Here is a 15,185-nt window from a genome sequence, read left to right as displayed (position 1 = left end):
CGCTCACCAGCCTTGTCATGCTGAGCGCAGTCGAAGCAAATGGCGACCACGCTACAAAGTACCGCTGGATGCAGCATTGTGCTTGGCCCTTCGACTGCCCGGCGGCCGAAGCAAAATGCGAGATGCCTCGTGCACTATCGCTATCAATAAAACCCATGAATCATGAAAAACCTTTTACTACTCTTCATTTGCTTTATCATTCTCGGCGGCTGTGCCAAGAAGCCAGGTTCAGGTAACAAATCTGTGACTTCTTCGGCAGAAGGCCGCCGGATCGAAATCCTGTTCCTTGGTCACGATAGTCGGCATCATTTTTCGGAAAAGTTCTTTCCAATGCTTTCCCTGCCGCTTTTTCAGAAAGGCATTAATCTTACTTATACTTCCGACCTCAATGATCTGAATCCTGAAACGTTGAGCCAGTATGATGGTTTGATGATTTATGCCAATCATAATACGATCACGAATGCGCAGGAAGCTGCTATGAAGGATTTTGTAGAAGGTGGAAAAGCATTGATTCCGCTGCATGCGGCTTCTTTCTGTTTTCAAAATTCGGATTGGTATATCAAAGCTGTCGGGGCGCAGTTTAATACGCATAAGTATGGAACATTCACTGCACCGATTACAAAGCCGGAGCATCCGGTTATGGCGGGTTTGAAACCGTTTGAAACCTGGGACGAGACTTACGTTCACCACAAGATCAATCCCGACATTGAGGTATTGCAGGAACGCATTGAAGGCGATCACCACGAACCCTGGACGTGGGTGCGGACGCAGGGAAAAGGACGTGTTTTTTATACTGCTTACGGTCACGACGAGCGTACCTGGAAGCAGAAAGGTTTCCACGATCTGGTTGCAAACGGGGTAATGTGGGCTGTGAACGACAAGGCGAAAGAAAGTCTGGCGCAATTCAGATTGCCCGTAATGGAGTTTAAAGATGCCGAAGTTCCCAACTATGAAAGACGCGATCCGGCTCCGAAATTCCAGCTTCCATTATCTCCTGCCGAATCACAAAAACTGATCCAGGTACCTGTTGATTTTGATTTGCAACTATTTGCTTCCGAGCCGGATATCGTAAAACCTATTGCCATGGCGTGGGATGAAAAAGGCAGACTCTGGATCATTGAAACGGAAGATTACCCCAACGAAATCCGCAATGAAGAAGGTACCGGTAAAGACCGGATCAAGATTTGCGAGGATACCAATGGCGACGGAAAAGCGGACAAGTTTACCGTTTTTGCCGACGGACTGAATATCCCGACCAGCCTCACTTTCGCAAATGGCGGTGTGATCGTAGCGCAGGCGCCGCATTTCATTTTCTTCAAAGATACCAATGGAGACGACAAGGCCGATGTTCGTGAAAATATCATCAGCGGCTGGGGCAAGAGCGATACGCATGCGGGCCCATCGAATTTGAAATATGGCTTGGATAATAAGGTTTGGGGTGTTTTGGGATACGCGGGTTACAGAGGCGATGTGAATGGAAAAGCGACGAATTTCAGTCAGGGTATTTACCGTTTTGATACCAATGGAAAAAACCTGGAATACATCGGCCGCACTTCCAACAACACTTGGGGACTCGGTTTTTCGGAAGATTTCGAAGTATTCATTTCAACAGCAAATGGTAATTACAGCGGGCATTTTGCGATGCCGCTCGAATATGTAAAACGTTCGGTGGCCGACGGATCAGGGAATACGGTGTACAAGCTGGATTCGCATTACGATATGAATTACCTCACACCTGCATTGCGCCAGGTAGATTTCCACGGTGGGTTTACAGCTGCTGCCGGACATAATTTATACACCGCCCGCAATTTCCCGAAATCCTATTGGAACAATACTGCATTTGTTTGCGAGCCGACAGGTCGCTTGCTTTACCAGGCAAGATTAAACCCGAAAGGCGCGGGTTACAAAGAGAAAAATGGCTACAATTTGCTGGCCAGTTCCGACGAATGGTTTTCACCGGTTCACGCCGAAGTTGGTCCCGACGGGGCCGTGTGGGTGGCCGACTGGTACAGCTTCATTATCCAGCACAACCCTACTCCACGAGGATTTGAGAATGGAAAAGGCAATGCTTATATCAATCCGCTCCGGGACAATAAACACGGACGTATATACAGGGTGGTTTACAAAAAAGCAAAATCTTATTCACCGGTAAAACTGGATAAAAATGACGGAGCCAGCTTGCTAGCTGCATTGAAAAACGACAATATGTTCTGGCGCACTACGGCGCAGCGGCTGATCGTAGAAGGGAAACAAACTGCATTGATCCCCGAGCTTTTGAAGATTGTAAATGATCAGACTGTCGACGAAATCGGCCTCAACAGTCCCGCTGTGCATGCATTGTGGACTTTGGATGGACTCGGCGCTTACGAGACGAACGAGACGGCTTACCATACTTTGGTGCGCGCAGTTCGTCACCCGGCCGCCGGTGTTCGCAAGAATGCAGTGAAGCTTTTACCAAGAAACGACAAAACGCTTTCTGCATTAAAATGGACAAAGTCTCTGGAAGATCCCGACCTGAAAGTGCGCCTTGCAACCGTGCACGCATTGACGGATTTACCGGCCTCGGAAGAGATCGGCAGAATGCTTTATCTGGCTGGTCAGGATTCTGAAAATGCGGCGGATGAATACCTGGCACAAGCCATTTTTTCAGGCGTGATCAAGCATGAAGCTGGATTTAAGAATGCGGCTGCAAAGCTCAAAGATTCCACATTAACTGCGCGCATTGAGCGGGGTTTGGTTCAGGAAACTTATGTACTTAACCTCTGGTCGCCGCCCATTTTTCCTCCTGATATTGCTAATAAAGAGTTGCAGATCAAGGCGATTATTACCAAAGCCGACGAGGAACTTTCAGGCGTGGTTGCTTCGCAGGGGAATAAAGAGAATGGATACAGCCTCTTTATCGACAATGGAAAATTGCATTGGCTGGTCAAACAGAATGGAAAATCTTATCAGGTTACTTCCACGAAAAAGGTACCAGACGAGCGTTTCAATGCATTCGCAACGCTTTCTGAAAATGGAGAAATGACATTGGCGATCGAAGACGAAACGCCTGTGAAAGGAAAAGCGGCCGGGCTTTTTACCAAACCATTTACACCGGACGAAATCCGCCTCGGACGTGATTTGAGGGACGAAAACCGAGTGGGAGAATACAGTGAAAATTTCAGGCTCAGAGGTTGGCTGGATATCAAAAGCACCTTGCAGTTGAACCAGATCGTAAAGGATAAGTCGGACAAAAAAGTCGCTGCTATCACCGCTGAAACGCCAGCTCAGGTCAAAAAGGGAATCGGCGAGCCAGTGATGATCAAACTCAAAACGATTGAGCATGAAATGAAATTTGACAAAAAGGCTTTTACCGTAAAAGCAGGCCAGAAAGTGACAATCCAGTTCACTAACCCTGATTTTATGCAGCATAACCTGCTGGTAACTACGCCTGGCAGCCTTGAAAAAGTAGGTGCCGCAGCCGATCTGCTGGCGAGAGAATCCAATGCGATTGCCCTGAACTATGTACCGAAAATACCCGAAGTACTGCACGCAACAGAGCTCGTGAGCCCGGAAGGAAATGCAACGCTCGTATTTATAGCGCCCGACAAGCCGGGTGAATATCCCTACCTCTGCACCGTCCCCGGGCACTGGCGGATCATGAATGGAACTATGAAAGTAGTCGCGAACAATACAAAACGATAAGCCTATGAAAAAGAAGATTTCTCCTGAAAATTCTTTCACCATCTAACTTAAAAAACATGAATAGACTATTATCTAACTTGATCCAGGAAATACCGCGCCGGCTGCTTTGCAGTCTTGCATTGGTATGCCTATTATCCGGTCAGCTGCTGGCTGCCGAACGTGAAATTTCGGGCAAGATCGTATCCGCCGAGGATAAAAATCCGCTGCCGGGTGTGACTATTATTGTGAAAGGAAATAATTCCATTGGAACAGCCACTGACACCGAAGGAAAATTCAAACTGACCATTCCTGATGAAGCTACTTTGATCCTGAGCTACATTGGTTATGTGAGCCAGGAAGTGGTAGTAGGCAGCCAGAGCGAACTGATCATTGAAATGGCGCCAGATCAGAAACAGCTTTCGGAAGTGGTGGTTATCGGTTACGGAACGCAGAAAAAAGGCGATGTGACCAGCTCAGTTGCGAGTATTAAAAGAGAAGATTTCATCAAAGGAACCGTGCGCGACGCTGCGCAGCTGGTGCAGGGAAAAGTCGCTGGATTACGTATTACCACGCCCAGCGGCTCGCCCAGTTCAAACACGCAGATCAATCTGAGGGGTATCAACTCGATCAATGGAAACTCTGACCCACTTGTTTTGATCGACGGTATTCCGGGCGGTTTGAATACAGTTGCGCCGGAGGACATCGAGTCTGTAGATGTCTTGAAAGACGGATCAGCGGCTGCGATTTATGGAACGCGCGCCACCGGCGGAGTTATTCTGATCACAACCCGTAAAAACCGGGGTACCTCGCGTGCAACCGTTGAATATTCCAATTATGTGAATATCCAAACCATCGCGCGCAGACCAGAGCTGTTTACCGGCGACGATTACCGCCAAAAAATCAGTGAAGGCATTGACTATAAAGATTACGGCGGCAATACCGACTGGCTTGACGAGATCATGCAAAAACCTGTCAGCCACAACCACAACCTGACTTTCTTCGGCGGAAACAGCACGACCAACTTTACAGGGTCTGTCAACTACCGGAACTGGGAAGGTATCTTTTTGAGGTCTGGACAAAACCGGTTTACAGGCCGCGCAGACCTGAACCACGCGATGTTTGACAACAAACTGAAAACAAACATTCAGATCATCAACCGCATTACCAGCACGAACGGTGCGGTGAGTCCGGCTGACAACGATGCAGCGTACGGTTACATTTACCGCCAGGCAATTATCCGTAACCCCACCGACCGTGTGAGAACGGAAACAGGTGGGTGGCAGGAGCGTGACGGTTATTTTTACGAAAACCCGGTTTCCCTCATCAACGAGTCGAACTACGATGCCAAATTCAAAGAAATGCGGATGAGCGGAAGTCTGGACTATGCGCCTATCGCGGACCTGAACTTCAAATTATTGGTTTCCAATGTACAAAACAGCAACCTGGAAGGCGGCTCGACGACATTCAACCATACGGCGACACGATTGAGCAACCAGAACGCAACCGCATACCGCAGCACTTACGCAAACAATGAAAACCTGCTGGAATTGACCGGTAATTATGCCAAATCATTCGGTAAACACCGTTTTACATTGCTTGGCGGTTACAGCTGGCAGGATGCAACCTACGAAGCTTTCAGCGCGAGCAACTGGGACTTCCCGACTGACGCTTACGACTGGAACAACCTCGGCGCAGGTGGCGCTTTGCAAAAAGGCCAGGCTGGAATGGGAAGTACCAAGAACAAATGGCAACTGGCAGGTTTCTTTGGCCGCTTGACTTACAGTCTGGACGAAAAATACCTGTTTATGGCGAGTGTGCGCCGCGAGGGTTCTTCCCGGTTCGGGATCAACAACCAATGGGGTACATTCCCGGCGGCTTCTGTGGGCTGGCGGATCAGCAAGGAGAATTTCATGGCCGGACTTTCAGGTGTGAATGAAATTAAGCTTCGTGCGGGTATCGGGGTTACGGGAACGATTGCCAGTGCGCCGTACCTGTCGCAGATCAGCTATAATTTTGACCGCGCACAAGGTGCATACATTGGTGGAAAATGGGTTCCAGGATTTATCCCAGCCCGTAACTTCAACCCAGATCTGCGCTGGGAGAAGAAGGAAGAGGTGAATGCAGGTATTGATTTTGGTTTTATGAAAAACAGGATCAATGGATCTATCGATTTTTACAGCCGCAAGGTGAAAGATCTGCTTTACAACTTCCCTGTGCCGGTTCCGCCTTACCTGACGAGCTCGATGCTGATCAATGCAGGTACGATGAAAAACGATGGGATGGAAATTCTTTTGAACCTTGTACCGGTGCAAACTGCGAACCTGCAATGGAATACCGGCATCACTTATTCTACCAACAGGAACAAGCTGGTAAGTCTTTCAAACGATCAATTTGAAGCAGCAAACGACTTTTTCGACGCGGGTTATACGGGCGAACCGATTCAGGTAAGTACGCACCGGGTGAAAGTTGGCGAGCCGATCGGACGGTTTTTTGTGTGGAAATCGGTAGGTGTGGATGATAAAGGCGCGTGGCTGATCGAAAATAAAGACGGAGAGATTATCCCGATCGCAAATGCAACTCCGGAAGACCGTCAGTATTATGGAAATGGTATTCCAAAGCACATAGTGGGCTGGAACAACTCGGTACGTTTCAAAAGCTTTGACCTGGCTGTGAATATGCGGGGCGCATTCGGATATGATATTCTGAATTTCCAGAGCATGTTTTACAACAATCCAAGGAACAAAGCTTACAATATGCTCAAAACTGCCTACGATCCGATCGACGGGAAAGTGCTGAACAGTGACCTGGTTTATGTTTCCAATTACATTGAAAAAGGTGATTACTGGAAAATTGACAACGTGACACTGGGCTATACTTTGCCGGTGAACCTGATCAAAGGAATGAAAAACGCACGCGTATTCGTGTCGGGACTAAACCTGGCTACGATTACCAAGTACTCGGGAATCGACCCTGAGGGTGTATCCATGACCGGCTTTTTCCCTGGCAGCGACCAGCGTGACAAGTACCCTACAACACGCACTTTCACAGCTGGACTTAGCGTAAACTTCTGATCCAAAATCTTGAAAACAATGAAAAATAAATCCACCAGATATATCATTTTAGCTTCCATGCTCGGCGTGGCTACCTTGTCGTGTACCGATTTGAATGAGGAAGTGTATTCAGAAGTATTGTCTAGTACTTACCAGCCGACTGAAAAAGACCTGCCTGCGATCGTAGCGCCTGTTTATTCTTCATTGCGCGGCTTGATGCTCGGCTGGCAAGGTTACTTCGATTTGCAGGAAGAAGCAGCCGACGCCATCATCACGCCGGTACGTCCAAACGGCTGGGACGATGGCGGTACCTATCGCCGGATGCACCAGCACACGTGGACTTCATTACAATGGCAGCCTGAGAATGCGTGGCAGAGTGCATTCCGCAGTATAACTACTGCCAACCGGGTTTTGTCACAAATTGAAGACGGGGACATACCTCTTACAACCGGTAAAGAACAGATCCAGGCTGAGCTGCGGGCGGTGCGTGCATTTGCTTACTATCTTTTGCTTGACAACCACGGTAATGTGCCGATCGTGACCGATTTCAAGGATATTAACCTGCCAAAGCAAAGCACGCGGAAGGAAGTTTATGATTTTGTGGTAAAAGAACTGACAGAAGTCATGCCGAACCTGAGCGACAATGCGGCTACTACTTACGGTCAGATGAACCGCTGGGGCGCGAAAACGCTTTTGGCCAAAATATACCTGAATGCACAGGTATACACCGGAACAGCGGAATGGGCGAAGGCAATAGAGCAAGCTGATGAAGTGATTAAAAGTGGCAAATACACGTTGGATGCAAACTATTCGGATGTTTTCACGTGGACTAACTTCAACTCGAAAGAGATCATTTTCGCGATTCCTTATGATGAGATTTATGGTACCGGAAACCAGATCCACATGAAAACGCTAGATCCTCTGAGCCGCTCGGTGTATCCGATGAATGCAGGTCCATGGGGCGGAAACTGCGCGGTACCTCAATTTATCGACACTTACGACGCAGAAGACGGTCGCCTGGCGGATAGCTGGATCATGGGCCCGCAGAAAAATGCAACAACCGGCGCAGTGGTAATTACTTACTCCAAAACGGTTCCCGGAATGGACAAAACTGCTTCTACCGACGGATATCGCATTGGTAAATACAAGATCAAGCCAAATGCAACGGGCAGTCTGGACAACGATTTCCCTTTCCTGCGCTACGCGGATGTGTTGATGATCAAGGCGGAAGCATTGCTTCGCACAGGCAAAGCGGACGAAGCGGCTGCACTGGTGAGCCAGGTACGCGCACGCGCATTCAAGGCAAATCCTGCAAAAGCCACAGTTACCGGCGCAGACCTGATGAAAGGCAGCAAATACAACTACGGCTACCAGGCGGCAGACGGTACCATTACCGAGCGCCAGGGTGGTGACGATGTGAAATTTGGCCGATTTTTGGATGAACTAGGCTGGGAATTTGCAGCAGAGGCGCACCGCCGCCAGGATCTGATCCGCTTCGGGATTTATGAAACCAAGAAATGGTTTAACCACAGACCGCAAGCCCAACAGCGCGCATTGTTCCCAATTCCGCAAAATGAAATTGATAAAAACCCGAATCTGAAACAAAATCCGGGCTACTGATAATACATTCTGATTAGGTTAGTAGTTTTAATCTTGCTCGAAAACAAAGTTTTCGAGCAAGATTTTTTTGTTTAAAATAGGCTTCCGCCACGTTGCGGCGGCGCTATAAATTATATTGCAAACTCAAACAAGCAGGGCACGCATTCACAGCGGGTGCCGCATTTAAATTCAGAAATTATGTTTTCCAAAGAAACCTATATACAGAGACGCCAGCAGCTTAAATCGAAAGTAGGAAGTGGCCTGATCCTGTTCCTCGGCAATGAGGAATCGGGTATGAACTATCGTGATAATGTTTATCCATTTCGTCAGGACAGCACTTTTCTCTATTATTTCGGTTTAGATATCGCGTCCATTCACGCGGTAATTGACATTGATAATGATCAGGAAATCATTTTCGGAAACGAGCTCACGATTGATGATATCGTGTGGACTGGCCCGAAAGAGCCGCTTACTGAAAAAGCCGCAAAAGCGGGTATTACGCAGGTAAAGTCGCTCTCCGCCATCAGAAGCTTTTTGAAGAATGCTTTGGATAAAAAACAAAACATTCATTTCCTGCCTCCTTACCGCGGCGATCACTACCTGCAACTACAGGAATGGCTGCATATATCTCCTGCCGAAGCTGCTCAAAAGGCATCGGTCACATTGATCAAAGCCGTAGTGGCCATGCGTAATTACAAAACTGCCGAGGAGATTGCTGAAATGGAAAAGGCGGTAGATACTTCTGTGGATATGCACCTGGATTTTATGCGGAACACGCGTCCGGGCATGACGGAAAAGGAAGTGGCGGGCAAGCTGCAAAGTATTGCAATTGGCGCTGGCGGCGACATTTCTTACCCGATTATCCTGACCGTAAACGGCGAAATCTTACACACGCACACGCGTGATCTCGCAATGCGCGAAGGACAAATGGGCTTATGCGATGCGGGAGCTGAAACCGCTATGCGCTATTGCGGCGATTTGACACGCACAATTCCAATGGGCAAGCAGTTTTCAACGCTGCAAAGGGAAATGTACCAGATCGTGTTGGATGCACAGAATGCAGCCATTGCGGCTTGCCAGCCTGGTATTTTGTTTAAAGATGTGCATAAGCTCGCAGCGACGAAGCTGCTGGAAGGACTGAAATTACTGGGTGTAGTCAAAGGCGATGTGGAAGAAGCTGTTACAAACGATGTGCATACCCTATTTTTCCAATGCGGGCTCGGTCACATGATCGGGCTGGATGTACATGATATGGAAAACCTGGGTGAACAATATGTAGGTTACACCGAAGATCTGGTAAAAGGAACCACATTCGGCTGGAAATCGCTGCGCCTGGGCCGCGCGCTGGAACCTGGCTTTGTGGTAACCGTAGAGCCGGGGCTCTATTTAATCCCAACCCTGATCGACCGCTGGAAAGCCGAGAACAAACTGGCCGATTTTGTGGATTACAACAAACTGGAAACGCTGCGTGACTTCACCGGAATCCGCATTGAAGATAACATTCTGATCACGGAAACGGGCAACAGGATTTTAGGAAAGCATTTGCCGAAGGAAGTAGCGGAAGTGGAGGCGTTGCGGTGATTTGGGGCTTGAACCTTAAAAGACTAAATTTCAATACATTTTGGTTAAATTTGGTTGAAGATAAAAAACACAGGATATGAACAGCACACTGGTAAATGGCTACATCGGGCTACTAGATAGTCTTAGCCTGGAAGAAAAACTTGACCTTATATCCAAGTTAAGCGCGTCTGCAAAACAGAATATTGTAGACAAGAAAAGTGCATTCAGAAATGCTTTTGGTGCATTTGATTCAAAGAAAACTGCTGATGAAATTATTGACGAAATCAAGAGCAGCAGAGTTGCCACTCGGGAAATCGAATCATTTTGAAGAAATATCTGATTGATACGAATATTGCCATTTACTATATGAAGGGCAAGTTCAATCTGGAAAGGAAGTTCGAAGAATTGGCAGAGGAACATTGCTACATATCAGAGATAACGCTTGCGGAGCTGAAATTTGGCATCGAAAAAAGTGAAAGACCCGAGAAGAACAGACAGGTTTTGGAACAATTCCTAACCGGGGTAAAAATTCTTCCTATTTTTCATTCATTGGATCTGTATGCCAAAGAGAAAGCGCGTCTCCAAAAGGCAGGCATTCCACTCGATGATTTTGACTTGTTAATTGGTGTAACATCAGTCACACACCAATTGATAATGGTAACAAACAATACAAATCATTTCAAAAGAATATCGGACATTCAATTGGAGGATTGGACAATAAGTTGAGCATTTCATTCCCCTCCCTTGCTCCATCCTGCAAAAATCGCCTTTTGCAATTCTGTCGGGTTGTCCATTGGTGTTATGGTGAAGGCTTTTTCAATCCGCTTTACAGTTACTCCGTCTTTTGTTTCTGATATCTCTTTAGGACTAGTATCAATATCCAGCCCGGCGTAGCCCAGGTACTTTTTGTAGTCTGGCTCGGCTGTTGTGTAAATGTAGCTGAACAGTTCTTCCAGCGGGTTGCCGGCTACTTTTGCGATGGTTTCGCGGAGTTCGTTTTCGGTGAAGCCGCGGTTTTTCTTTTTGTAAAAATCATTGTAAAGCTTCCGCATTACATTATCAAGTGATTTCTTGTTCTGGGTTTCATGCCGGATCGCAAAGTCAAATAGCAGCCCGACAACCGGACCTTTCTGATACACCGAAATCGTTTTATTCACCTCATCGCCAGTGCGCCCGAACGGACCATCTGACCAGGTTTGAGCACTTGCCTGCGCGAGTGACTGATGAAGTCTGCCAGGCTTGTTTTCCACATTCGAAATCTGGTTTTTGAAAAATTCCAGCATTTTATCAGTAGTATAGAGCCCCGCTGCTTTCATGATCAGCGGCTCGTAATACACCGTCAATCCTTCCGAAACCCACAACATATTTGTGCGGCTGCCATTTTCATAGTCAAACGGGCCTAGCTCCACAGGCCGGATTCTCTTTACATTATAGTGATGAAAATACTCGTGCGTAATAAAACCCAGCATTCCATCCCAGCCTCGCGCATTGAGCTGCTCGCCGCTGAAACTGATTGTGGTTGAATTCAAATGTTCAATCCCGCCCTGCCCGGGACCAATCGCGATAAACGTGTAATGTTTATAAGGAATATCGCCGATCAGCGCGGAAGCTTTTTCAACGATTTTCCTGATATCTGACATTAATTTTGCCTTATCAAATTCCCCAAGCTTATAGCCGATAAAACGGTGCGGAATTCCCTTTACTTCAAATGCAGGTAATTCTTCGAGGTTACCGATCAGGAATGGGCTGTCGTACAGAATATCAAAATCAGGAGCGGAGTAGGAAAAACGCTTTTTTGCAATGGAGTCCAGGCCAGTCGCCACCCTGTCCCACTCTTTATAAGGCACGATGGTCACTTCTGCGGGCGTTTTGATTTTTTGATCCACATACATAAACACACTTGCCGGTGTAATGTAACCGTGTTCCGCATCGAGATAGCTCGTCGCAACGAATTTGCGCGTGGTTTTCACATCGTATTCTACAGTAAGCCGCTTTACAGCTTTTGTCGGGATCACCCAGCCCGTTTTACCTGACCGTTTCCATTCCAGCGCATTCCCATCTGAGTCTTTAACCGAAAACTCCGCCACATTATCAGCATAATTCATCAGCTGGTAGTAACCCGGTGTCCAGTCCGGCATTTTGAGTACTAAACTGTCCGACTTTTCAGGTTTATAATCGAGTGTTACATGGAAAGTGTGGCTTGCCGGATCTTCCATTGAAACAACATATTTCATTGGCTCCCGGGCAAAAACCAGGCTGCTCACTATTGAAAAATAGCAGATTAAGAACTTCATCGGTAAAAATTTGGGTGCTATCTCTTGCTTCCTGGCTGGGCCTGAGGCGCGGGCATCGGCTTTCTGGGAATTTTCTGATCCATTTGCGCGGTATTGTACACAAATGCAGCCACTACCACTGCCATTTGTTTCAGATCGTCCATTACCAGGCGCTCGTAAGTATCAGCGTTGGTATGGTGCGTGCGGGTTCCGTATTCAATTCCGTCCTGAATAAACTGGAAACCCGGCAGGCCCAATGCATCAAATGCGAGGTGGTCCGTACCTCCGGTAATGCGCGAAGTAACGGTCGGGTGATCAATGATATCAGAGAATGCATTCAGCCATTTGTCAAAAATCGGGCGGGCGCCTTCATTGCCCTGCAGGTAAATTCCACGAATGCGGCCGGTACCGTTATCAATGTTGTAGTAAGCAGACAGTTTCTCGTGCGCCGGCAGCAGCTTCATCGTTTCCATATCGCCGAATGTATTTTTCACATAAAAACGTGATCCGTACAAACCCTGCTCTTCACCCGACCAAAGTGCGATCCTGATCGTTCTGCGCGGCTTCAAACCTGCCGCCTGCAAAATCCTGACAGCTTCCATCATCACCGTGCAACCCGCCGCATTGTCCGTCGCGCCGGTAGCGCTGTGCCACGAATCAAGGTGGCCGCCGAGCATGACGATTTCGTCTTTCAGCTTGGGATCAGTACCGGGTATTTCGGCGATTACATTGCCTGTTGTTAATTTTTTATCGTAAAAAGTAGTAGCGGATTCAGCTTCCAAAGTAACCGGGACACCATCTTCCACCAGCCGGGCAACAAGTCCCGCGTGCTCAGGCGCTACTTCAAATGCAGGTCCGGCCAGTGGTGCATTCCCTTTAAAAGAAGCCCCATTGCTCGTGAAGAAGGTACCGTGCTTACCCATGCGGCCGGCAATTTCCAGCTTAACCTTCTGCGACTTCAATGTACTGTCGACCCGGCTCCTGAAAGAGCGCATCGTCCGCATTCGTTCGGCTTGCTCGGGCGTAAAGTTGTTCTGACCAAATGGAACAGAATTGGTCATTTTCTCAAGATCCTCAGCTGTATAACGTTTGGCATCGGGCGTGAAGCTCGGGTCTGTGCTGGCATTTCCTTTTGTCAGCACGATCTTGCCGTCGAGCTTTCCGTCCGCATACTTTTTCAGGTCCTCTTCATTCTGAATATCTACCACAACCACCTCGCCTTTAATCAGCCCTGCAGTCCCGGAAGTCCAGGCTTTGGGGATAGCTATAAACGGCATATAATAAGGTTTGGTCATTGCCAAGTAACTTTTTTCTACCTGCCAACCCTTTCCGAATTCGCCCCATTCTTCCAGTCGCGCATTCTGTAATCCCCATTTCTTCATCTCGCCTACCGACCAGTCTGCCGCGCGCTGAAAGCCCGGAGAATTGGTAAGTCTAGGCCCGGAAACGTCCGTCAGCTGATGGGCTATCTCGGCAACTTTCGAGTTTTCAAGACCTTCCTTACGGATTTTGTCGATAGCTGCCTGGTCCATTTCCTGAGCGATCGCCAGCCCGGGAAAAAACAGCAGAAATGAATAAAGAGGGAATTTCATATGTGTTAAACTATGTCTGTGGTCGTAATATCTTTTTTACCGATGAAATAGTAAACCGGAATACCAAGCAACACAATGATCAATCCCGGCCAGGTGTATTCTGGTTTGTAAATAATAAGAAGCACGCAAAATGCTACGCCCATGACAATGTAAATGATCGGCAGGAACGGGTAGCCGAATGCTTTATACGGACGAGGCACATCCGGCATTTTCTTCCTCAATATAAATATTCCGATGATAGTAAGCATATAGAACACTACCACCACAAATGAGATCATATCCAGCAGGTTACCATACTTTCCACTCAGGCTCCATAAACAGGCAATCAAGCATTGAATCCAGAGACCAAATTCCGGTACCGAGTTCTTGTTTAAAGTCCCGACCTTCTTGAAAAACATTCCGTCCTTCGCCATGGAATAATACACGCGCGCACCTGACATAATCAGTCCGTTGTTACAGCCGAACGTCGAAATCATGATCATAACCGCGATAATGATCGTTCCTGCGTTTCCGAAAATAACGTGGGAGGCAGTTACCGCAACCCTGTCTTTATCAGAAGAAGCAATTTCCTGTAAAGACAAAACGCCGGTGTACATTACATTGGTCAAAAGATAAATCACAGTAACGATGATGGTACCCAATGCAAGGCTCAGTCCGATGTTACGTTGTGGGTTCTTGATCTCGCCAGCAATAAAAGTTACATTATTCCACGAATCACTGCTAAAAATAGACCCAACCATCGAAGCTGCTATCGCGCCGAATGCGGCTATGGTTGTATAGGATTCAATGCTGCCATCGATATTCAGCTTGTGCAGGTCCCACATCGTGGCAGAGTCCCAGTTGGCTGCCCATATCTCGGGTTTCATAAAGAGCAGACCGAAAACGATCAGTCCCAGCAAGCTCAGCAGCTTCGTCAGCGTGAATGTGGTCTGGATGATTTTGCCGCCATTTACACCACGTGTATTAATAAACGTCAGCAGCACAATGAGCACGAGCGAGAGTAACTGCGCGGGTGAAATCTTGATAAAACCCAGATCAAATGCGACCAGGTCTTCACTGAACATCGGCAGCAGATAGGCCGTAAATTTGGCAAAAGCCACAGCCACAGCCGCAATCGTTGCGGTTTGGATTACTGTAAAAAAACTCCATCCGTACAAAAACCCGATCAGTGAATTATATGCTTCTTTGAGATAAACATATTGTCCGCCTGCTTTGGGAAACATCGCGCTGAGCTCACCGTAGCTCAATGCGGCCGTTAGTGTCATAAAGCCGGTGATCAGCCAAACAAACATCAGCCAGCCTACGCTTCCTGTATTTCTTGTGATATCCGCACTTACAATAAAAATCCCTGAACCGATCATGCTGCCAGCTACCAGCATGGTAGCGTCCATCAGGCCGAGCGAGGGTTTGAACGAGGTTTTTTCTTCAACAGGAGTTTCAGGCAACAT

At 47.6% G+C, this 15,185-nt stretch carries 9 protein-coding genes; 6 read left to right on the top strand and 3 right to left on the bottom strand.

Features of this window, described 5'->3' with window-relative positions; all coding sequences use genetic code 11:
* Positions 1-162 precede the first annotated feature (162 nt).
* The 6 genes from ASG33_RS02520 to ASG33_RS02495 all read left to right on the top strand — a co-directional run bounded on the left by ASG33_RS02520 (position 163) and on the right by ASG33_RS02495 (position 10,598).
* Entirely contained in the window at positions 163-3,684 is a 3,522-nt protein-coding gene (locus ASG33_RS02520) for a PVC-type heme-binding CxxCH protein (RefSeq protein ID WP_056279924.1), read from the top strand.
* Between the two features lie 56 nt (positions 3,685-3,740).
* A complete protein-coding gene (locus ASG33_RS02515; RefSeq protein WP_056279922.1) occupies positions 3,741-6,734 on the top strand; it encodes a SusC/RagA family TonB-linked outer membrane protein in 2,994 nt (997 codons plus the stop codon).
* Positions 6,735-6,752: 18 nt separating this feature from the next.
* Positions 6,753-8,333: a RagB/SusD family nutrient uptake outer membrane protein gene (locus ASG33_RS02510; RefSeq protein ID WP_056279920.1), complete on the top strand. Its 1,581-nt coding sequence runs from the start codon at positions 6,753-6,755 to the stop codon at positions 8,331-8,333.
* Positions 8,334-8,510: 177 nt separating this feature from the next.
* Entirely contained in the window at positions 8,511-9,893 is a 1,383-nt protein-coding gene (locus ASG33_RS02505) for an aminopeptidase P family protein (protein ID WP_056279917.1), read from the top strand.
* A gap of 76 nt (positions 9,894-9,969) precedes the next feature.
* Positions 9,970-10,200, top strand: a complete 231-nt coding sequence (locus ASG33_RS02500) for a hypothetical protein (RefSeq protein ID WP_056279915.1) — start codon at positions 9,970-9,972, stop codon at positions 10,198-10,200.
* Entirely contained in the window at positions 10,197-10,598 is a 402-nt protein-coding gene (locus ASG33_RS02495; RefSeq protein WP_082489069.1) for a type II toxin-antitoxin system VapC family toxin, read from the top strand. The genes ASG33_RS02500 and ASG33_RS02495 overlap by 4 nt, the downstream gene beginning before the upstream one ends.
* A gap of 5 nt (positions 10,599-10,603) precedes the next feature.
* On the opposite strand, the gene ASG33_RS02490 is transcribed toward ASG33_RS02495, so the two are convergent.
* From ASG33_RS02490 to ASG33_RS02480, 3 genes are read right to left on the bottom strand one after another with little or no spacing between them, the layout of a single operon-like run.
* Positions 10,604-12,166 (bottom strand): M61 family metallopeptidase, encoded by a 1,563-nt coding sequence (locus tag ASG33_RS02490; protein ID WP_082489068.1) that lies wholly within the window; start codon positions 12,164-12,166, stop codon positions 10,604-10,606.
* A gap of 17 nt (positions 12,167-12,183) precedes the next feature.
* The gene (locus ASG33_RS02485) at positions 12,184-13,737 is read right to left on the bottom strand and encodes a M20/M25/M40 family metallo-hydrolase (RefSeq protein ID WP_056279909.1); all 1,554 of its coding nucleotides are present in this window, start codon (positions 13,735-13,737) and stop codon (positions 12,184-12,186) included.
* Between the two features lie 5 nt (positions 13,738-13,742).
* Positions 13,743-15,185, bottom strand: a complete 1,443-nt coding sequence (locus ASG33_RS02480; RefSeq protein ID WP_056279907.1) for an APC family permease — start codon at positions 15,183-15,185, stop codon at positions 13,743-13,745.

The sequence above is a fragment of the Dyadobacter sp. Leaf189 genome, from assembly GCF_001424405.1.
Lineage (GTDB): Bacteria > Bacteroidota > Bacteroidia > Cytophagales > Spirosomataceae > Dyadobacter.
Note: the sequence above shows the minus strand (reverse complement) of the source record. Positions and strands in the feature narration are given on the sequence as shown.